Origin of the sequence: Actinoplanes sp. SE50/110 (assembly GCF_900119315.1) — a bacterium.
GTDB lineage: Bacteria > Actinomycetota > Actinomycetes > Mycobacteriales > Micromonosporaceae > Actinoplanes.
On sequence record NZ_LT827010.1, the window covers coordinates 4,879,910 to 4,899,280 of the forward strand.

The window sequence follows — 19,371 nt, forward strand, 5'->3', positions numbered from 1 at the left end:
GGCGCCCCGGTGGCGGCGGGTCCGCAGGCGGGCGCTGCGGTGCGGTGCTCCGTCAGAACGGTGCGGGGCCCTGACCGGTCAACGACATCAGCAGCTGCGTGGCGAGCAGCTTGCGCATGCCGGTGACGGCGACCGTCCCCACCCGGTCGTAGGGCAGTTCCAGCTGCAACCCGTCGCCCGCGTTGCGCAGTTCGGTCGTGATCTGGTCGGGTCGGAACGTGCCGCCCCAGCCGGTGATTCCGCCGCGCTGGTTGGTGCTGAGGGAGACCATGCCGGAGATGCACGCGCCGTCGACCAGGGTCAGCTTCGCGGGGCCTGAATAGTTCGTGGTCATGGTGTTGTCCTTCAGTTCTTCGGTCGGGCGCACGCGCATGGTCGGGTGCCGGCGCGGCGGCGAGGCGGGTAGCGGTCGGTAACCGATGAAAGTCGGACCGGCGGCTGGAGTCAAGTGGCGACGAAGCCGTGGTACCCATGGCGGTGACGCGCGGGCGCCCGGAATGCCGGACGACGGCCCGCCGCATGGGTCGGGCCGTCGTCGGCAGGCGTGGATCAGAGCGGGCGGATGTTCTGCGCCTGCGGGCCCTTCTGACCCTGGGTGATCTCGAACTCCACCTTCTGGTTCTCGTCGAGGCTGCGGTAGCCGCCGGCCGAGATGGCGGAATAGTGGGCGAAGACGTCGGCGCCGCCGTCGTCCGGGCTGATGAAGCCGAAGCCCTTGTCGGCGTTGAACCACTTCACGGTGCCGGTGGTCATGTCTGCTCCTTAGCAGGTGGTGACAGGTCGCGCGGTGCAGCCCGGACGCCGAAAAACGAAAAGCGCCTGGATGGGTTTCCGATAACCCATCAGGCGCTGACCAACGTCTACGGAAATCAAAACTGCAACTTCACCAACATAGCAGGTCATTTGTCGGCAATTCCTGCGGGCTCCGCTGTGGAACAGATCACTCGGCGCCGCGGCACCAGGGCTATGCCGGCACCGGGTCGCTGCCGCGGGCGCCGCCGGGCCGGCAGCGCAGCAGGCGCCGGGCGGCGAGCAGGGCGCCGCGCAGTGCACCGCGACGCTCGATGGCCTGCGCGGCATACTCGGAGCAGCTCGGGGTGAACCGGCAGACCGCCGGCCGGTGGGCGCTGATCTCCCGCTGGTAGAAGCGGATCCCGCCGAGCAGGCCACCCCCGCCGGTGGTGGTGGCCGTCAGCAGCCGGGGCAGCAGCGGCAGGGTCAGCATCAGGCAGTTGCCGTCGAGGCCTTCGGCGATGCAGCAGCCGGTCTCCAGCAGGCAGGCATCGCGCAGGCAGGAGCCCTGCGGGTTGCGGTAACGCCGGTCGTAGTACGGGTCGTAGTAGTCGTAGCGGCGGCGTCTGATCCATGGCATGCCCGCCGGATACCCGGTTCGCGCGGGCTGAATCGCGGCCCGGGAACGGTCCACAGTGGGGTGTGAGGTTCGGGGGGCCGCTCTTCGCGTTCCACCAGCCGACCGCGACACCATCCCCCGGGCCGCCGCGTCGCCATCGGCGCGGCCCGCCCTTCGCCCACCCGATCACTCTATCGGGCGGGATTTGCGGTATGCCGGGAGACCACCAGCCACTCGTCCGCCGGGAACAGGCGCCGGGCGATCGCCCACGCCACCCGCCCGTAGTACGGCCGCGCCTGCACCTCGCCGATCACCTGCGGATCACGCACCGGATGGTCGGCCCCCTTCCAACGGATCACGCACCCGCCCGCGGCCAGGACGTTGCGGACCCAGTTGGTGGTGGCACCCCAGGGCAGGTTGATCACGAACACGTCGGGTGCCACGGTGAGCGCGATCGGCACGGTCAGCGCGCGCCCGCTGACCCGCCCGCGGTGGTGCACCACCGCCCAGAGCGGGATCAGCCGGCGGCCGGCGAGGACCCGGACGGCGGGCGCGGTGGCCCGGGCGAAACGCCAGGAGGTGCTGCTGGGAGCCACGGTTGTCATACCCCGATCGTGCCGCCGCGGACGGGCCCGGCGCTTCCCGGCGTTCCGTCAGTGCGGATGACGGAAAACCGCCAGACGCGCCGGCATCGGGTCGCCGCCTCGGTCCCGGTCATCACCCACTGCCGTACGCCGTACGCCGTCCAACGGCCGCGGCACTTGGCGGCGGCCGGTCAGCGCGGATGGCGGGAGACCGCCAGGCGCACCGCGTCGGCCCGGCCGCGCGCCCCGATCTTGCGATAGATGCTGCCCAGGTGGCGTTCCACAGTGTGCACCGCGATTCCGAGCTGCCCGGCGATCGCGCTGTTGGACTCGCCGGCCGCCAGCAGGGCCAGCACCTCCCCCTCGCGCGCGGTCAGCCCCGGCGAGGCCCGGAAGGCGCCGGCCCGCCCGCCGACCACGAAATCGGTGACCAGCCGCAGATCCGCCCCCGGATCCTCCATGAACAGCGTCGGCGTCGACCCGGGCAGCTCGACCAGCCGCGCGTCCGGCAGGTCGGCCGCGAGCCGGCGGAACACCTCGACCGGGATCTGCTGCTCGCCCTGCCGGTGCAGCACCAGCGCCGGCGCCCGGACCCGGGCCACCTCGTCGCTGACGTCGATCTCGCCGGCCGCCTCGAACCACGCCTTGGCCACCGGCGCGGTCGTCGCCCCGCGGAACGCCTCCGCCGTCCACCGGTTCGACGGCGCCGCATCCCAGCCCAGCCAGGCAGCCGCCGCCGCGTCGGCGAACAGGTCCCAGTCCTGCTCGATCAACGACAGCAGCGCCCGGGTCTGGGCCGGCAGCATCGCCTCGCGCAGCCGCGGCGACCCGCCGAACAGCACCAGGCGCTCGACCCGGCCGGGTTCGCGGGCCGCGAACGCCAGCGCGGTGGTCACCGAGTGGTAGTAGCCGAGCAGCGACGCCCGGGCGATCCCGGCGTGGTCGAGGACCGCCCGCAGGTCCCGCAGGTGCGCGTCGACCCCCAGGTCGGTGAGGTCGATCCGGCGGTCCGAGCTGCCGGTCCCCCGCCCGTCGTAGAGCACCAGGGTCACCCGCTCGGCCAGCCCCCGATAGGCGGCCCGCATCACCGGAATCCGCCACTGCGCCACGATGTTGCTCAGCGACGGCATCCAGACCAGCGCCGGCCCCCGCCCGAACACCTGGTATCCGACGGTCACACCGTCCTCGGCACGGGCGAAGCGCAAGCTCTCCACAGCGCTCATTATCCCGGCTCCGCGCCCACCGGCCGCCCCGGCACTGTGTCGCGGGTCACATCATGATCGCCAACCTTTTTTGCGCTGAGGCGTCCTCCCAGGCGACAGTGCACCGACCGACAGTGCTGGAGCTTGAGATGCGCAGATCCACCCGGGCCCTCGTGGTCACCGCCGGAGCCGTGGCCGTCGCCGCGATCGGCGGAGTGTCCGCAGCAGCCGCCTTCGCCGGCGACAGGAAACCCGCCCCGGCGACCTCCCCTACCGTGATCGCCTCCCCGGCCACGTCCGCGTCCGCCACCGCGAGCCCGGCCACCACCCCGAGCGCGACCGTGATCGCCACCCCGAGCGCCTCGCCGGCCACGACGGCCTCGTCGCGCCCGGCCCCCACCGCCTCGGCCGGGAGGCCGACGGCCGCGCCCACGCCGTCGGCCTCCCGGCCGGCCACGACACCCAGGCCGACCGCGTCCGCCTCCCGCCCGGCGACGACGCCCGCGCCCACCGCCTCGCCCGCGTCCTGAGGCGTCGCGTGCCGGCCGCCCCCGCGGCCGGCACGCGACCGGCCGCCCCGTCACCCCGAGAGGCCTCTTTTGATCTTCGTGTTGCCGATGCCGACGTCGTTGCTGCGCTGGTGGCGATCCGGTCCCCCGGGCGCCGTGCGGACGGCGGCGACCACGGCGACCGAGATCGGCGAGTTGTACCGGGAGCGCCGCCTGCCCCTGGTCCGGCTGGCCGTGCTCATGGTCGACGACCTGCCCACCGCCGAGGACATCGTCCAGGACGTCTTCACCCGGCTGCACCGCCGGCACGGCGGGGGCCTGGACGCCCTCACCGACCCCCATGCCTACCTGGTGTCAGCGGTGATGAACGCGGCCCGGTCGGCGCTGCGCCGGCGCCGGATCGCCCGCGCCTACCTGCCGCCGCGCCCCGAGCCGGCGCCGGCCGCCGAAGACGAGGCCCTGCTCGGCGCCGGTGACCGCGCGGTGATCGGGGCGTTGCACCGGCTCACCGCCCGCCAACGGCAGGTCATCGTCCTGCGCTACTGGTCCGGGCTGTCCGAGCGGGAGATCGCCGCCACGCTGCGGGTCACCACCGGAACCGTCAAGTCGACCGCGCACCGCGCCCTGACGCTGCTCCGCGCCGAGCTGGGGGAGAAATGACCGACACCGATCTGGAACGGCGCCTGCGGGACGCGCTCGCCGCCCGGGCCGCCGCCGTCACCGCCCGGGACCTGCGTCCCGCCGAGTCACCGTCCGAGGCCGCCCGCCAAAGCACGGTGGCCCGCTGGTGGCTGCCGCTCACCGCCGGCGCCGCCGCGGCCGCCGTGTCGATCACCGCGTTCGCCCTGCTGCGACCCAACGGCCCGGCGAACCCGCCGGCCGCCCCGCCCTCCCCGGCGGTCTCCCCCACACCGTCGGCCCTGCCCACCTCGGCGTCGCCGCCGGCCCCCACGGCGTCCTCGGCGGGCCGGGTCCCGTCATCGTCGGCCCGCCCCGCGTCCCCCACCGCCCTCGCCGTCACCGGCCCGGGTGTCACCGCGCCGGCCGGCACCACGCCCACCCCGTCGGCCGCCTCCGCCACTGCTCAACCGACCCCGACCGGGTCCGGGTCCCTCTCCACCGTCGCCTCCACCCCGAAACGCTGACCAGTCCACCCCCGCCGCGTATCCACCCCGTACTCACAGTGGCGGCGGTATGGGCACACTGACCTCGTGACGCCCGCATGGCTACAGGCCAGGATCGCCGAGTTCCGCGCCGTACCGGGCCGGACCGTCACCGGGTGGTACGGCGTGGAGATGGCCGTTCGTGAAGGTGGCGGTGCCGGACCCGAGTTCGCCGGCCCCGACGCGCCCTGCCTGCAGCTGCTGACCCTGAGCGCCCAGGTGCTCGACGGTCCCGCCCTGACGGTCGGCACCTACCAGGACGACGATGTGTTCGGGCTGCTCCTGACCTCCCCCGAGGACGGCGCCTCCTCTAGGAACGGCATCTTCCGCGCGCGGAGCCTGCCCGAGCTGCCGGTCGGCCCGGTCGACGAGGTCACCGTCCACCTGGACGCCGATGTCCTGGCCGAGGTGGTCCTGCGGATCGGCGAGCGGAACCTGCTCCTCATCGCGGGTGAGGCGTACGAGAACGGCGACGGTGACCTCTCCTGGCACCGCCTCGACGAGTCCGTCCTCGCCTTCGTCGATCCGGAGGCCGCGCAGGCGCTGCCGTGGATCCCCCGGCGTTCGACACCTGCCGGATCGGCCTAGTGCGTTGACCACGAACGTTCGCCGGGTCGATGACACGCCGGATCACTTCCACCGGTAACTGCTGGGAACACCTCACTCTCAACGGCGGTGACATTCGTCGTGGAGAGTGAGGTAGCGGGTTGGTCGAGCCGGTCAGGGCACGGCGGTTGACGCAAGAAGAAGGCCGCAAGCTGCAACAACTAGTCCGCAGAGGCAAGCACGATTCGGTCCGGGTGCGCCGGGCGTTGATCATCATGGCGTCCGCGTCCGGGACACCCGTCGCAGCGATCGCGAACTTGATCGCCGGGCATGAGGACACCGTCCGCGACGTGATCCACTCGTTCAACGAGATCGGCTTACGTGCGCTGGACCCTCAGTGGGCGGGAGGCCGTCCCCACCCGATCAGTGACGACGATGAAGCGTTCATCGTCGCGACGGCCACGGCCCGCCCGAGCACGCTCGGGCGGCCTTTCACCTGCTGGAGCCTGCGCAAACTCGCCGATTTTCTGGCCACCGACGCCGCTCCTGAAGTCATCATCGGCCGGGAACGGCTGCGACAGATCCTGCGCCGTAACCAGGTCAGCTGGCAGCGGACCCGGACCTGGAAGCAGTCGAAGGACCCGGACTTCGACGCCAAACTCGACCGGATCGAGGAAGTCACCACCCGATTCCCGACCCGCAGCTTTGCGTTCGACCAGTTCGGGCCGTTGTCGATCCGCCCCAACCACGGCCGCGGCTGGGCCCCGCGATCGCATCCGGACCGGCTGCCGGCGACCTACCATCGCACGCACGGCATCCGCTACTTCCACGGCTGCTACAGCCTCGGCGACGACCACCTCTGGGGCGTGAACCGGCGACGCAAAGGCGCAGACCACACCCTGTCCGCGCTGAAGTCCATCCGGAAAGCGCGGCCGGACGGCGCGCCGATCTACGTAATCATGGACAACCTGTCGGCGAACAAAACGCCGACCATCCGGGCCTGGGCCGCTCGTAACAAGGTCGAGCTGTGCCTGACGCCGACCAGCGCGTCCTGGGCCAACCCGATCGAGGCGCAGTTCGGGCCGCTGCGCATGTTCACCATGGCGAACTCGAACCACCCGAACCACACCGTCCTGGCCCGCAAACTGCAGCAATACCTGCGCTGGCGCAACGCCAACGCCCGCCACCCCGACGTCCTGGCCGCGCAACGCCGCGAACGAGCCCGAGTCCGCAGCGAACGCCAACAACGCTGGGGCCGACCCCGAGCCAAGGCCGCCTGACGGATCGGACCCGGTGAACGTTCGTGGTCAACGCACTAGACACCGATCGCCCTCCCCGACCCTCACATTCCGGTCCTCAATGCTGTTCAGAGCACCTATTCAACCGTCGTCAGTTCTTACTCTCGCTGGACGTGCCGGTGGTGATGAGTGGCTATCGGTGCCTGCTGGTGAGCGGGCCTCGACGTGGTGCGAGTGGTTCTTTAGGATCGTGGGCACGGCATCGCGTGTCGGTCACCGGCCGGGTGAGGCATGGAGGTGCCCGTGAGATTGCCTTGCGGAGGCATCCACACATGCCAGTTGAGTTGAATCACACCATCGTCCACGCCCGGGACAGCCGGGAGTCGGCCGAGTTCCTGGCACGCATCCTGGGACTTGAGGTCGGAGCCGAGTGGGGCCCGTTCATTCCGGTAACCACCGGCAACGGGGTCACACTCGACTTCGCCGCCATCCCGGCGGGGCCGATCGCCACGCAGCACTATGCGTTTCTGGTTTCCGATGAGGAGTTCGACGCGGCCTTCATGCGAATCCGGGAGGCCGGCGTCACATACTACGCGGATCCGCACCTGAAGCAGCCTGGAGAGATCAACCACCACCACGGTGGACGCGGCCTGTACTTCAAAGATCCGGCAGGGCACGGCATGGAGATCATCACTCAGCCCTACGGCACAACCGTGAACTGACGCTACGGCCGGTGAAGGAGTGGCAGGCCAGGGAGTGCCCCGGCCCGCCACTTCGACCGGATCGTGACCGACTCCAACGGCCGAGCTCGTCGGCAGCGGATCCGGATGTCGGTGCCTACGCCCGCGGTCTGACCCCATGGACTTCACCACGATCCGTCGGCATCAAGAGGCCCGACGGAGCCCGTCCAGGAAACCGGCCAGCACGGCATCCTGTTCCGCGGTCAGCGGCTCTCGCGGAATGTCCCAGGTCTTGCCGTCGCCGGTACGCAGCAGGTAGGCGTCGTCGTCCTGCCAGAGCCAGGTGAACGCCGACCACGGAAGCTCGGTCGATGTCTCCGCGGTGCGGGACTTGAATTCCTTCCGGGTAAGCACCCAGGTCCGCGCCAGGCGGCCGGTACCGTCACCTGACGCTTCCACCGCCAGAACCCGACGCCGGCGAGCGCGACGGCCATGGTGACCAACACCGCACCCACCGCGAGCTCGTTACGCACCGACCCGGCAACGCAGAAGACGAGCCAGCCCAGCACGCCGAGAATCACCGCCGGGATCACGAACGGCTTGGCGGCCTTCGACCCGGCGGCGGCGAACCTGCGGCGGAAGTACTTCGACGACCGCGCATGGGTGAATTCGATGTGCACCGATAGAGACTACGAAACGACGAGCGCGACGCGGTGGCGCACGCCCTCGGAGGATGCCGGGCGGCGGGTTCGCCGCGTCCACCGTTGGTCGTCCTGCCGGCAGGGCGGCGAACCCGCCGGTCAGCGCGCGGCGCCCGGGCTCCGGTACCAGATGGTCGTACCCACCGTCCGGAAGCCGAGGGACTCGTAGAGAGGTATCCCGGCCGCTGTCGCCACCAGCGTGAAGACGCGCGTCGGGTAGGCCGCGATCGCGGTGGCGAGCAGGGCCCGGGCCAGCCCGCGCGACCGGAACCCGGGCAGCGTGGCCAGCCAGTAGACGCCGGCCGCGACGCCGTCGTCGAAGGTGTACGCGGCGGCGGCCGGGCGATCGCCGAGATACGCCAGCCAGACCTGCCAGCCGGGCGCGGTGAGCAGGCGCTCGGGCAGCGCCGCGCCGCGCACCAGCGGCAGGAACTCGGACATCGGGAAACTCTCCACCATGATCCGCTCGGCCACGGCGAGTTCGTCGGCGGCGGTCACCGGGGTCACCCGCACATCGGGCGCGTTGCGCGGATCCGGCGGGCCGGCCGGCCGGTTCATCACCGGCATGCGGCGCACCGTGGCCCCGGCGGCCTCAGCCGGTTCCGCGCCGAACGTGTCCTCGACCGTCACCGGACGCCCGTCCGGCACGGTCGCCAACAGTGCGGCGACGGCCGCGGCCGGTAGCGGGCGGGTGACCAGCAACCGGGTCGCCGGGGCCCGGTCGGCCCGCAGATGATCGCCGAGCTCACGCGCGCCGGGCACCAGCACCCGCCACATCGCCGCCGCGTTGGACACGTGGACATGCACCCCGTCGGTGATCACACGGGGCACCTTAACGCGTACCACCAATAGTTTGACTGTGTCGATGTCTTGCCTCGATAAGCTTGGATCATGGGAGTCGGCGGGGAGCGCATCGGGACGCAGACGGTGGTCCGGCCGGCGCGGGTGGGGGATCTCGATGCGGTGGCCGGGGTGCATGTCGCCGCGCGCAACGGGGTCCTGCGGGACGTGCAGAGCGCTGCGCAGCTGGCGGCACGGGCGGTGGTGGTGCGCGGCGCCTATGTGCCGGCGATCCTCGGCGACCCGGGCCGGGAGCTGCTGGTCGCGGAGCACGACGGCGAGGTGGTCGGCATGGCGCTGATCGGCCCGCCGCACGACCCGGCCGCCGACGTGACGCGGATCGGCGAGTTGTGGCAGATCCAGGTGCGGCCGGACCATCAGGGGCGCGGTGTCGGGCAGGCGCTGCACCGGGTGTGTGCCGACAGCTGGCGGCGTCGCGGCCTGCGGACGGCCCACGCCGAGGTGTGGGAGGCCAACGCCGGTGCCCGGCGGTTCTACGATCGGCTCGGCTACCGCTTCGACCGGCGCACCCGTCCGGCGTACGGCGACACCTGGTTCGCCCGGCTCGTCAGGGATGTGCCGTGGTGAGCCGTGGGCTGTCGGTGCGGGCCTCGATGGTCCCGCCTGGCGGTCCTGGACGGCGTGCCTGGTGACCGGGCGGTCGGCTACGCCCGGGCCCACCACTCTCCCGGGGCCGTCGAGATGCCGTGGCAGCGGCGGTTCGTCGCCCCGTTCCGCTGATGTCAGGCGCTGTGCAGGTCGGCCGCCGGGGCCATCACGATGCGGGGGTGGCGGGCCGGGTCGAGCCACTTCAGCAGGGTGACCATGTCGTCCTTGCCGACCGAGACGCAGCCGGCGGTGTTGCCGGCGCCGCTGCAGTGCAGGAAGACGGCGGAGCCGGCGCCGACGTGGGACGGGGTGGCGGTGACGTTCTGCCCATGGGAGGCGTCCCAGTGCACGCCGGCCGGGCGGTTGAAGTCGATCACCGCGGCGTAGGCGTACTGCGTCGGGTAGTCGGCGAGGCGTTCCGATTCGGTGATCCGCCAGGTGCGGGTGGTGGGTGCGGACGGCTGGAAGATGTTGTAGGTCGCCGGGTCGAGTTTGTCGCCGGCCCAGTAGTCGTCGCCGTCGACTTTGCGGTACGGCAGCCGGCTGCCCGGGTTCGCCTGCACCCCGAAGCCCTCGGTGAGGGTGAACGTCCCGGCCGGGGTGAGCCCCCGGTCCTGGACCCGCTTGGCCGCCCAGGCCCACCCGCCGTAGCCGGTGCGGGCCGGCATCGCCGGGTACGCCACCTGCCACCGGCCGTCGCTGTCGCGCTGGAAGCTGCGCAACGTGGCATACGTCGACGTCCAGCTCTCGCCGCTCACGATGATCGCCTGTGCCGCGTCGCCCAGGTGTTTGTAGCGCAACTGCAGGCCGACGGGTTGCGGCTGGGGGCGGACCGGGAGTCCGGCCGCCGCCGCCAGGGTGGTGAGTACCGCTCGCCGTCGCACAGCTGCAGTCTTGTCGATCACCACCGCCGGAGCAAGCGGCCGGCCGGACACGGGCCACCACGAAACCGGTTCCGGAACCGTGAACACCTTGTTACATAGGCGTTAACCGATGAAACTCCTTAGAGAGCGCTCTCACAGTCCCGCCGGCCCGCTCCCCTGGAGGTTCGATGAGCCCTGTCCCCCGACGGCGCCTACTGATCGGCGCCCTGATCACCGTGCTGGTCGCGGCGTTCGCGGCGGTCTTCGCCGGCCCCGCGCAGGCTGCCGACCAGCTGCTCTCCCAAGGCCGGCCGGCCACCGCGTCGTCCGCCGAGAACGCCGACACCGCGGCGGCCAAGGCGGTCGACGGGAACGCGAGCACCCGCTGGTCCAGCGCGTTCAGCGACCCTCAGTGGATCCAGGTCGACCTCGGCGCGGCCGCCACCCTCAGCTCGGTCACCCTGAACTGGGAGGCCGCGTACGCCAGGTCCTTCCAGATCCTGATATCCACCGACGGCACCACCTGGACGACCGCCTACAGCACCACCACCGGGACGGGCGGTACGCAGAGCCTGGCAGTCGGCGGGACCGCTCGTTACGTGCGGATGAACGGGACCGTGCGGGCCACCGCGTACGGCTACTCGCTGTGGGAGTTCCAGGTCCACGGAACGTTCACGGCGTCCGGATGCTCGGCGAACGACTCGGCGCGTGGCGCCACGGCGACCGCGTCCTCCGCGGAGAACGCCGACACCGCGGCGGCCAAGGCGGTCGACGGGAACGCGAGTACCCGCTGGTCCAGCGCGTTCAGCGACCCGCAGTGGATCCAGGTGGACCTCGGCGCGGCCGCCACGGTCTGCGGGGTGGAGCTGAGCTGGGAGGCGGCGTACGCCAGGTCCTTCCAGATCCTGATCTCCGCGGACGGCAGCACCTGGACGACCGCCTACAGCACGACGACCGGCGCCGGCGGCAACCAGTCGCTGACGGTCAGCGGCACCGGGCGGTACGTGCGGATGAACGGGACCGTCCGGGCGACCGTTTACGGCTACTCGCTGTGGTCCTTCGTCGTGCACACCACGACGGGTGGCACCGGCACGCCGCCGGGCGGCACCACCATGCCGGACTCCTTCTGGGGTGACACGAGCGGCATTCCGGCGGCTGGAAACGTCCTGCAGGTCAAGATCTTGAACCGCACCAACGGCAGATATCCGGACAGCCAGGTGTACTGGAGTTACAACGGGGTCGCGCACTCGATCGCCGAGCAGCCCTATTTCGACATGCCGGCCAACACCGCCGGGCGGATGTATTTCTACCTCGGCTCGCCGAACAGCCAGTACTACGACTTCATCGAATTCACCGTGGGACCGGACCAGTTCAACGGCAACACCACGCGGGTCGACGCCTTCGGGTTGAAGATCGCGATGCGGCTGCATTCGCACGACGGCAACGACGTGCAGGTCGGTGAGGATTACCAGACCTTCACCGAGGACCGGGCGGTGACCTTCCAGAAGTTCTCCGACGAGGTGCCGGCCGAGTTCAAGCACCTGGCGACGGCGACCGCGCCGTACCGGATCCTGGCGCCGGGCAGCGACGCGGCGTTCCGGCAGGGCGGGCAGTACCAGAACTATCTGTCCGGCTACGCGGCGCAGAACGGGATCACCGCGATCACGTCGGACATCTTCGGGTGCGCCGGGGTGCTCGCCGGGCAGCCGCAGCAGTGCGCGGCGCTGAACCGGCACACGATCGACCTGCCGCAGGCGCAGTGGGAGACGCCGTCGAACTTCTACCGGGCGGCGCCGGCCAACTACTACGCGAAATTCTGGCACGACCACGCGCTGGGGAGACTGGCCTACGGGTTCCCCTATGACGACGTGGCCGGCCAGAGTTCGTTCGTGTCGCACGGCGACCCGCAGTATCTGCTGGTCGCGGTCGGATGGTGAATCAGTCGCGGTGCGCCGGCCGCACACTGCCGGCGATCGGTACCGCGAGGGCCGGCAGGGCGGCCACCACGATGAGTGCCCTCAGCACGCCGACATGGTGGCCGAGGAAACCGATCGCCGGCGGCCCGCCGAGGAACGCGCGGTAACCGATCGACGCGATCACCCTGTCCCGGGCGGCGGCCATCCGCGGATCGTCGCCGCCCGCGCCATCCCGACCGGGAAGCCGAGCGAGGCGCCCATATGTACGCGCGTACACACGTTGGGTATGCGTGTACATACCCACCGGGCAGCGATCCCACGGGAGCCGCCCCCTGCGGGAGACTGGCACGATGGGGAAACTGACCTACGGGATGAACGTGAGCCTGGACGGCTACATCGCCGCGCCCGGCGGCGACCTCGGCTGGGGCGCGCCGAGTGACGAGCTGTTCCAGTGGTGGTCCGACCGGGTGGCCGCGACCGGGCTGGCACTGTACGGGCGCCGGCTGTGGGAGACGATGAACGCGCACTGGCCGACCGCCGACCGGCGGCCTGATGCCACCCCGGCGCAGATCGAGTACGCCGGCCGCTGGCGGGCCATGCCGAAGGTGGTGTTCTCCTCGACGATCGGCGCGGTCGACGGCAACGCGCGTCTGGTCACCGGGGACGCGGTCGCCGAGATCACCCGGCTCCGGGCCGGCGACGGCGGCCCGATGGACATCGGCGGCGCCACCCTGGCCGCGGCGGCCGTGCGGGCCGGGCTGATCGACGAATACGTGCTGGTCACCGCGCCGGTCCTGGTGGGCGGCGGCACGCCGTTCTTCACCGCCCTGGACAGCTGGGTGAACCTGAACCTGGTGGAGACCCGCGCCTTCCCCGGCGGCGTGCTCCTGACCCGGTACGAGACGAGGCGATGAGAGCATGATCGAACCCACGGTGGCCGTCCGGATAGCGCGTCCGAGTCGCGATCTGGCCGCGGCGGAACGCTTCTACGTCGACGGTCTCGGGCTGACCGTCATCTGGCGCACGACCGGCGACCTGCAACCCGGCGAGCACGACCTGATCATGCTCGGCTGGCCCGGCGCGACCTGGCACCTGGAGCTGGTCGGCGGCCCGAACCTGACCGTCGAGCCGTCGCCCACCGCGGCGGACCTGCTCGTCCTCTACCTGGCCGGGCCGGTCGACGAGGCCCTGATCGCCCGGCTGGAGCGGGCCGGCGGCCGCCGGGTCGCGCAGGGCGGGTACTGGGACCGCTGGGGTGTCACCGTCGTCGACCCGGACGGCTACCGCCTCACCCTGTCCACTCGTTCCTGGTCCAACGGGACTACAACGCCACAACCCTGAGGTTCGATCCAGGAGAGATTCCGATTTCCGAAAGCGGACGCCGATCGCGGGTTTCACCATGCTTCTGGGCCCAGGCAGTCCCAGCTTCACGGAACTCCTTCCGGTTCTCGTCGTCCACTAGAACCCAGTCCTTGCCATACGTGAACGCCCTGAACCTTCCCCGCATCGCGAACCAGACCTGATCAAGAAAGTCATCGACTCCCGTGCCGCGGTCGACGGGAATCACGAGACCGTCCGAACCTCCATCGCCGATGCCGTCAAGATCGACCGCGACAGATGACTGGAAGATCGTCTGGCGGAACACCTCGACAGCTCGTGACGCCACGTTCGCGTCGCCATGGGAAGCCGGTTCGGACTGCTCGATGGCTTGGGCCACCGCTTCGGCGATGAGCGTCACCTGAGGCTGCGTGAAGCCGCCGGCATTCACACCGACAGCGAAGCGCTCCGGGTCGATGTCAACACTGTACTGACTTGGAGCGTAAAGCTTCGCGGTGTGACCCACCAGCAGGTAGGAGAACACGGCGAAGACAATCAGCGGAAATCCCACCGCAAACACCGCGAATATTATTCGGGTTGCTCCGTCGGTGGCGATGGAGGCAACGCCCGCCATCACCTCGCTGAGCACGATGAAGAGCGCGATTATCCACAACGGCGAAGTTGATGCGGGAGCCTTGGACGGATCGATGGGCACAGTGCTCCATTCCTCTGCCATCCGCCTGAGCGGATATACAGTAACTCCGATCGGCAAGGCGGGAGGAACGGCCTTTCACGTTTGCCGCGCGATCGGCTACGCGTGCCGACCGTCTGGTCCACCATGACGGATGTCCGCGGGAGAAGGCGCCCGACCGGCAAGCTGAGCCGGACGGATCACGCGCCGCCGTCGACGGCACCGGTGCGCAGGGCGCCCTCGGTCACCTTCCACTTGGTCAGCAGGGCGTCGTAGGTGCCGTCGTCGACCAGCGAGTACAACGCGGTCTGCACCGCGGTGGTCAGCGCCGGACGATCCTTGGCGATGCCGATGCCGTACGGGATGGCCTCGATCTGCGGTCCGGAAAGCTCCAGGCCCGGGTTCTTCTGTACGTCGAGGGCGGCGATCGGGAAGTCGTTGAGGGCAGCGTCGGCGGCCTTCTGGGCGACCGCGGCCGACGGGTTGTCGCTGCGTACCGAGACCAGTTTCCGGCCGCCGCACCGGGCGGCCTGCGCGGCCGCCATGTCGACGTAGACGGTGTCCGGCTGCACGGCGACCCGCCGCCCACACAGGCCGGGCATGCCGCCGACGTCACCGGTGCCCTTGGCGACCACGATCGACGTGCCGGCGTTGAGATAGTCGACGAAGTCGGCCTTCTTCTGCCGTTCGGCCCGGTCGAACATCGACGACACGGACAGGTCGATCTTGTGCTGCTGCACCTGGTCGAGCAGGTCGCCGAAGCTCACCGTCCGCCAGTCGACGCGCATCCGCAGCCGGGCCGCGATCGCCTCGACCAGCTGCACGTCCAGACCGGTGTAGGTGCTGCCCTGCTTGAACGTCATCGGCTCGAACGTCGGGTCGGTGCCGGCGACCAGCACCCCGCCGTCGGCCATGCCGGGCGGCAGTGCGGCGCGGGCCTCGGCCAGCCGGTCGACGGGCTGCCCCAGGGCGCCGGTCGCGGAGCCGCAACCGGTCGCGCCGGTCGCCACCAGCAGGGCGGGAAGGAGAAGACGGGCCAGTCGTCCCATGCCCCGCAATTCGGCCGGTCGGCGACCGAACTGAGCGGATTCGCGACGAATCCAGCTAGATTCTCCTATCGTCGGCGGTCGGGGGGTACCACGTGACGCTCACCATCCGGCGCCAGATCGCCGCTCTCGCCGTCGCCGGCTTCCTGCTGGTCGCGGTCGCCGGCGCCATCGGATACCTCGGCACGTCCGCGCTCGACGAGCAGCAGGCGGTGACCCGCAACGCGGCCGCCGCGCTGCAGGCGGCGCAGTCGGCCGACATCGCACGGTCGCTGTTCCGCGGCAGCGTCCTGGCCGCGCTGGTCACCAACGACGCCAAGGAACGCCAGGAGGTCCTGGACCGGCTGGGCAGGAACGTGCGCCAGGTCCGGCAGGGCGTCGACGAGGTGATCCGCGACATGCCGCAGGTGCGGCCCCAGGCCGACGCGGTCCTGCCGGTGCTCAATCAGCTGATCGCGTCCGGGCAGCGGATCGTCACGCTGGCCAGCCGGGTGGCGTCCGACCCGAAGCGGACGGCGGCGCTCGCGGCGCGGCCCGCCTACGACGCGGTCGACGTCAAGGCGGCCCAGGCGATCGGCGCGCTGCAGGCCGCGATCAACGAGCGGATGAAGGCGGCGTACGACGATGCCGCCGCGGCCGCCAAGCGGTCCAAGACCCTGACCGTGGTGGTGGGCCTGGTCGCCGCGTTGCTGCTCGGCGGTGCGGCGATGCTGCTCGCCCGCCGGATCGCCCAGCGGGTCAACAGCTGCCTGTCGGCCGCCCGGTCGATCGCCGCCTACGACCTGACCGTCGAGGCGCGCCTCGGTGGCAGCGACGAGCTGGCCCAGCTCGGCACCAGCCTCAACGAGATCGTCAGCGCCTTGCGGACCGCCGTGTCGGAGATCAGCGGGAACGCGAGCTCCGTCGCCGCGGCCTCCGAGCAGCTGACCGCGACCAGCCGGCACCTGGCCGAGGGCGCCGGCACCGCGTCGTCCGAGGCCGCGGTCGCCAAGCAGGACCTGGAGCAGGTGACGTCGAGCGTGCACGAATCCACCCGGGCCGCCCGCGGTCTGGGCAGCTCGATCCAGGCGATCACGACCGCGGTCGCCGAGGCGGACACGGTCGCCCGCGACGCCGTCGGCCTGGCCTCGGACGCCAACCGGATGATCGAGCGGCTGCGCAGTTCCAGCGACGAGGTCTCCGCGGTGATCAGCATCATCACCTCGATCGCCGAGCAGACCAACCTGCTGGCCCTCAACGCCACCATCGAGGCGGCCCGGGCCGGCGAGCAGGGCAAGGGTTTCGCCGTGGTGGCCGGCGAGGTCAAGGACCTGTCCCGGGAGACGGCTACGGCCACCGGCGACATCTCGTCCCGGGTGACCGCCATGCAGACCGACACCGGGCAGGCCTTCGACGCGATCGGCCGGATCGGCCAGGTGATCTCCCGCATCGACGAGCTGCAGCAGTCGATCTCCACCGCGGTCGAGGCGCAGACCAGCGCCACCGACCTGATCGCCGGCAACGTCGAGGTCGCGGAACGCTCGGCGGCCGCGGTGTCCGCCTCGATCGGCCGGGTCACCGACACCACGGTCCTGACCCACGAGGCCGCCAACCAGACCGAGGCGGCCGCCGTCGAGCTCGCCCAGCTGTCCCACCAGTTGCGCCTGGTCTCCGACCGCTTCCAGCTGTGACGCGGCGGGCCGCGCCCTACTGGGTGACGAACTGGACGAAGTAGAGGTCCGACACGACACCCGGGTAGGCCGCCTGCGTCTTCTCCAGCAGCTGCTGCTTGAGCCGCGCCCGGCCCTGCGCGGTGCTGAGTTCGCCGAGATCCTGGCCGGTGTAGTTGTCGACCGCCAGTTCGAGAGCCTTGTTGACGTCCAGACTGTCCGGCTGCCCGGCCGCCAGTTGCAGGGCGATGCCCAGTTTCAGGTAGTGCCCGTCGGCGAGGTTCAGGGTCAGCGCGTCGCCCAGCGGCACCACCGGCCCCCGGCCCGACGGCGCGGCCGTCGGTCGCGGCGACTCGCTGGACGCCTTCGACGACAGCGACGCGAGCGGATCGTGCAGCGGCCCCACCGCGAGACCCACGCCCGCGATCAGGCCGGCGAGGAGCCCGGCCCCGGCGAACACCGCCGAGCGGCCCCGGCCGGCGCCCGCGCGGGCCGGGACCGGCCCGGCGAACCCGGCCGGCGGCGTCCACGGCACGGCACCGGCGAACTCGATCGGCTGCGGTGGCACGAAGCCCTTGCTGTCGTCATCCGTCGTCACGCTGCCCTCGTTCGGCGCGACCGGCCCGGATCTTATCCGTCCCGGAAAGGTCAGACGGGCGCCGTCACCAGCCGGTGGTGCCCGGGCCACCCTTGAACGGGCCGGTGATGTCCGCGGTGATCCAGCCGCCGTAGAAGTCGCCCTCCTGCGCGCGGACGAGTTCCCCGTCCACCCGGCACTCGCCCACCCGGCTGGGGTAGAAGGCCACCGCGCCGGCGATCACCGCGTACCCCGGCGAAGGATCCTCGTACGACCAGCCGGCCCGCGGCACCCGGATGCCGTCCCCGACCAGGTCCCAGTAGGCCGCGATCCCCTTGAACTCGCAGAACGACCGGCCCTCCCCCGGCTCCAGCACCCCGGCGGCGATCTCGCCGCGCGGCACGTAGTAGACCGGCGGGTGCGAGGTCTCCAGCACCCGCCAGCAGCGGTCGCTGTCCACGATCACCCGCCCCTGGTGAACGATCGTCACCCGCGCGGCCGTCCGCTCCACCCGCGGTGGCCGCGGATAATCCCACACCGATTCCATCCCCCCAGCCTGCCCGCCAATCGCGGGTGGCGGCGAAGGCGACCGAGCGGCGCACGTCGTTGCGGATCACCCCGACGCCGACGAGCAGGCACAGCAGGGCCGCCACCCGAACGCCGTCGGCGAAGCCGTGCCCCCGCAACTGCGACGCCAGGTCGTCCACCCGGTCAAGGACGCCGGAGGCGGAGACCGTCAGCCAGCACTGCAGGTACGGCGCGGGTGTCAGCGGTAGATGCTGGCGATCGCGCGGATGTCCGGGTGCGGGGTGGTCGAGGGACGGTCGGCGAGCAGGCCGGCGGCGCGGCGCCGCTGTTTGCGGGGAACGCCGCCGTTGATGCCGAGGTATTCCAGGGTGGGATGCCCGTCGGCGATCGCGTCGACCAGCAGCCGGGCGCCGCGGCCGCCGATCCCGGTCCGGCGCAGGTCGAGGCGGCGCAGCCGGGCGGTGGGCAGCGCGGCCGCGAAGGCGGCGGCGCCCTCGTCGCCGAGGTCGTTGGCGGTGGCGCCGAGGGCGCGCTCGGACGGTGGCCGGCTCAGGTCCAGAATCTGCCAGGCGGCGCAGTCGCGGGCCAGGGCCGCGGCGCCGGTCGCGGTGATCCCGTTGCCGCCGAGACCCAGGATTGCCGGTACGCCGTGAGCAGCCTCGCCGAGCGCGGCGGCGCCCCGGTCGCCCAGATGGTTGGCGGCCAGGTACAGCTCGTGCACGCCGGCCTCGTGGATCAGCCGGGCCAGCACGCCGACGGCGTCCGGGCCGAGTCCGTTGCCGCCGAGGAACAGCCGCTGCAGACGGGCGCCGCCGGCGACCAGGGCGTCGGTCAGCACGGTCAGGCCGGTCACGGTGAGCCCGGTGTTGACCAGATCGAGCGTACGCAGGATCGGGTTGCCGGCGAGCGCCGCCGCGAGCCGCGCGACGCCCTCGTCACCGACCGGATTGCGTTTGAGCCAGAGGGCGCGGACCGTGTCGTCGGCGGCCAGCCGCTCGGCGAGCACCGCGGCACCGTCCGGGCCGATCCGGTTGCAGCCCAGGTAGAGGGTTTCGATGCCGTGCCCGGGCCGCAGCGCGCCGGCGACCGCCTCGACGCCCTCGGTGCCCAGCGCGTTGGTGCCGAGCAGCAGGTGCCGTACGTGCGGGGAGCCGGCGGCCGCGGCGGCGATCCGGCCCACCTCGACCGGGCCGACGCCCTGCTTGCACAGGTCGAGGCGACCGTCCTGCCGGACCGCCCCGCGCGGGAAGACAGCCGGGCCGGCCGGGCCCTCGGCGAGCCAGCTGACCAACGGGTCGAAGTCGGCGGGTGGGGCGAGGCCGTCGTCCGGGTTCTGGATCGCCGGGCAGCGGATCGGCATG

Annotated in this window: 25 protein-coding genes; 10 read left to right on the forward strand and 15 right to left on the reverse strand. The window is 71.4% G+C overall.

Going from position 1 to position 19,371, the window contains the following annotated elements:
- Nucleotides 1–52: 52 nt before the first annotated feature.
- From ACSP50_RS21765 to ACSP50_RS21790, 6 genes are all read right to left on the reverse strand, one after another.
- A complete protein-coding gene (locus tag ACSP50_RS21765) occupies nucleotides 53–334 on the reverse strand; it encodes a hypothetical protein (RefSeq protein ID WP_043515040.1) in 282 nt (93 codons plus the stop codon).
- A 215-nt stretch (nucleotides 335–549) separates the two neighbouring features.
- Nucleotides 550–753: a cold-shock protein gene (locus ACSP50_RS21770; protein WP_014691431.1), complete on the reverse strand. Its 204-nt coding sequence runs from the start codon at nucleotides 751–753 to the stop codon at nucleotides 550–552.
- A gap of 211 nt (nucleotides 754–964) precedes the next feature.
- Nucleotides 965–1,372: a membrane protein insertion efficiency factor YidD gene (gene yidD, locus ACSP50_RS21775; RefSeq protein ID WP_014691432.1), complete on the reverse strand. Its 408-nt coding sequence runs from the start codon at nucleotides 1,370–1,372 to the stop codon at nucleotides 965–967.
- Nucleotides 1,373–1,542: 170 nt separating this feature from the next.
- Nucleotides 1,543–1,956, reverse strand: coding sequence for a hypothetical protein (locus tag ACSP50_RS21780; protein ID WP_014691433.1), 414 nt, complete (start codon nucleotides 1,954–1,956; stop codon nucleotides 1,543–1,545).
- Between the two features lie 170 nt (nucleotides 1,957–2,126).
- Entirely contained in the window at nucleotides 2,127–3,158 is a 1,032-nt protein-coding gene (locus ACSP50_RS21785) for an alpha/beta fold hydrolase (protein ID WP_014691434.1), read from the reverse strand.
- A 46-nt stretch (nucleotides 3,159–3,204) separates the two neighbouring features.
- Entirely contained in the window at nucleotides 3,205–3,648 is a 444-nt protein-coding gene (locus ACSP50_RS21790) for a hypothetical protein (RefSeq protein ID WP_014691435.1), read from the reverse strand.
- Between the two features lie 106 nt (nucleotides 3,649–3,754).
- On the opposite strand from ACSP50_RS21790, the gene ACSP50_RS21795 reads away from it, so the two are divergent.
- The 5 genes from ACSP50_RS21795 (at nucleotide 3,755) to ACSP50_RS21815 (ending at nucleotide 7,315) form a co-directional block, all read left to right on the forward strand.
- A complete protein-coding gene (locus tag ACSP50_RS21795) occupies nucleotides 3,755–4,306 on the forward strand; it encodes an RNA polymerase sigma factor (protein ID WP_080128232.1) in 552 nt (183 codons plus the stop codon).
- Nucleotides 4,303–4,791, forward strand: a complete 489-nt coding sequence (locus ACSP50_RS21800) for a hypothetical protein (RefSeq protein ID WP_014691437.1) — start codon at nucleotides 4,303–4,305, stop codon at nucleotides 4,789–4,791. Before ACSP50_RS21795 ends, ACSP50_RS21800 begins: the two co-directional genes overlap by 4 nt.
- A 66-nt stretch (nucleotides 4,792–4,857) precedes the next feature.
- Entirely contained in the window at nucleotides 4,858–5,397 is a 540-nt protein-coding gene (locus ACSP50_RS21805; protein ID WP_014691438.1) for a hypothetical protein, read from the forward strand.
- Nucleotides 5,398–5,516: 119 nt separating this feature from the next.
- Nucleotides 5,517–6,635 carry an IS630 family transposase gene (locus ACSP50_RS21810; RefSeq protein ID WP_014691439.1) on the forward strand — a complete coding sequence of 373 codons (1,119 nt, stop codon included), beginning with the start codon at nucleotides 5,517–5,519 and terminating at the stop codon, nucleotides 6,633–6,635.
- Nucleotides 6,636–6,925: 290 nt separating this feature from the next.
- Complete coding sequence (locus ACSP50_RS21815) at nucleotides 6,926–7,315, forward strand: VOC family protein (protein ID WP_014691440.1); 390 nt, start codon at nucleotides 6,926–6,928, stop codon at nucleotides 7,313–7,315.
- Nucleotides 7,316–7,477: 162 nt separating this feature from the next.
- Here the strand turns inward: ACSP50_RS21815 and ACSP50_RS21820 are convergent, their stop codons facing one another.
- Entirely contained in the window at nucleotides 7,478–7,732 is a 255-nt protein-coding gene (locus ACSP50_RS21820; RefSeq protein ID WP_043511903.1) for a YcxB family protein, read from the reverse strand.
- Between the two features lie 341 nt (nucleotides 7,733–8,073).
- On the reverse strand, nucleotides 8,074–8,796 hold the full coding sequence (locus tag ACSP50_RS21825) for a GNAT family N-acetyltransferase (protein WP_014691443.1): 723 nt from the start codon (nucleotides 8,794–8,796) through the stop codon (nucleotides 8,074–8,076).
- 69 nt (nucleotides 8,797–8,865) lie between these two features.
- Here ACSP50_RS21825 and ACSP50_RS21830 point away from each other — a divergent pair, with 69 nt between their 5' ends.
- Nucleotides 8,866–9,402, forward strand: coding sequence for a GNAT family N-acetyltransferase (locus tag ACSP50_RS21830; protein WP_014691444.1), 537 nt, complete (start codon nucleotides 8,866–8,868; stop codon nucleotides 9,400–9,402).
- A 155-nt stretch (nucleotides 9,403–9,557) separates the two neighbouring features.
- Here ACSP50_RS21830 and ACSP50_RS21840 read toward each other — a convergent pair whose 3' ends face one another.
- Nucleotides 9,558–10,307 (reverse strand): L,D-transpeptidase family protein, encoded by a 750-nt coding sequence (locus tag ACSP50_RS21840; RefSeq protein WP_231956685.1) that lies wholly within the window; start codon nucleotides 10,305–10,307, stop codon nucleotides 9,558–9,560.
- A 167-nt stretch (nucleotides 10,308–10,474) separates the two neighbouring features.
- Here ACSP50_RS21840 and ACSP50_RS21845 point away from each other — a divergent pair, with 167 nt between their 5' ends.
- Entirely contained in the window at nucleotides 10,475–12,223 is a 1,749-nt protein-coding gene (locus ACSP50_RS21845; RefSeq protein ID WP_014691446.1) for a discoidin domain-containing protein, read from the forward strand.
- A gap of 1 nt (nucleotide 12,224) precedes the next feature.
- On the opposite strand, the gene ACSP50_RS21850 is transcribed toward ACSP50_RS21845, so the two are convergent.
- A complete protein-coding gene (locus tag ACSP50_RS21850; RefSeq protein ID WP_014691447.1) occupies nucleotides 12,225–12,407 on the reverse strand; it encodes a hypothetical protein in 183 nt (60 codons plus the stop codon).
- 145 nt (nucleotides 12,408–12,552) lie between these two features.
- Between ACSP50_RS21850 and ACSP50_RS21855 the strand changes: the two genes are divergently transcribed.
- Together ACSP50_RS21855 and ACSP50_RS21860 are read left to right on the forward strand one after the other, a co-directional pair.
- The gene (locus ACSP50_RS21855; RefSeq protein ID WP_014691448.1) at nucleotides 12,553–13,116 is read left to right on the forward strand and encodes a dihydrofolate reductase family protein; all 564 of its coding nucleotides are present in this window, start codon (nucleotides 12,553–12,555) and stop codon (nucleotides 13,114–13,116) included.
- Between the two features lie 4 nt (nucleotides 13,117–13,120).
- Nucleotides 13,121–13,543, forward strand: coding sequence for a VOC family protein (locus tag ACSP50_RS21860; RefSeq protein WP_014691449.1), 423 nt, complete (start codon nucleotides 13,121–13,123; stop codon nucleotides 13,541–13,543).
- On the opposite strand, the gene ACSP50_RS21865 is transcribed toward ACSP50_RS21860, so the two are convergent.
- Both ACSP50_RS21865 and ACSP50_RS21870 read right to left on the reverse strand, forming a co-directional pair.
- The gene (locus ACSP50_RS21865) at nucleotides 13,524–14,234 is read right to left on the reverse strand and encodes a hypothetical protein (protein WP_014691450.1); all 711 of its coding nucleotides are present in this window, start codon (nucleotides 14,232–14,234) and stop codon (nucleotides 13,524–13,526) included. The genes ACSP50_RS21860 and ACSP50_RS21865 overlap by 20 nt on opposite strands.
- Before the next feature lie 176 nt (nucleotides 14,235–14,410).
- A complete protein-coding gene (locus tag ACSP50_RS21870; RefSeq protein WP_014691451.1) occupies nucleotides 14,411–15,259 on the reverse strand; it encodes a transporter substrate-binding domain-containing protein in 849 nt (282 codons plus the stop codon).
- A 92-nt stretch (nucleotides 15,260–15,351) separates the two neighbouring features.
- Between ACSP50_RS21870 and ACSP50_RS21875 the strand changes: the two genes are divergently transcribed.
- Nucleotides 15,352–16,926 carry a methyl-accepting chemotaxis protein gene (locus ACSP50_RS21875; RefSeq protein WP_014691452.1) on the forward strand — a complete coding sequence of 525 codons (1,575 nt, stop codon included), beginning with the start codon at nucleotides 15,352–15,354 and terminating at the stop codon, nucleotides 16,924–16,926.
- Between the two features lie 16 nt (nucleotides 16,927–16,942).
- Here ACSP50_RS21875 and fliL read toward each other — a convergent pair whose 3' ends face one another.
- From fliL to ACSP50_RS21890, 3 genes are all read right to left on the reverse strand, one after another.
- Nucleotides 16,943–17,503 carry a flagellar basal body-associated protein FliL gene (gene fliL, locus ACSP50_RS21880; protein ID WP_014691453.1) on the reverse strand — a complete coding sequence of 187 codons (561 nt, stop codon included), beginning with the start codon at nucleotides 17,501–17,503 and terminating at the stop codon, nucleotides 16,943–16,945.
- 64 nt (nucleotides 17,504–17,567) lie between these two features.
- Nucleotides 17,568–18,029, reverse strand: coding sequence for a DUF427 domain-containing protein (locus ACSP50_RS21885; RefSeq protein ID WP_014691454.1), 462 nt, complete (start codon nucleotides 18,027–18,029; stop codon nucleotides 17,568–17,570).
- A 219-nt stretch (nucleotides 18,030–18,248) separates the two neighbouring features.
- Nucleotides 18,249–19,370, reverse strand: a complete 1,122-nt coding sequence (locus ACSP50_RS21890) for a gala protein (RefSeq protein WP_043511909.1) — start codon at nucleotides 19,368–19,370, stop codon at nucleotides 18,249–18,251.
- Nucleotide 19,371: the final 1 nt, after the last annotated feature.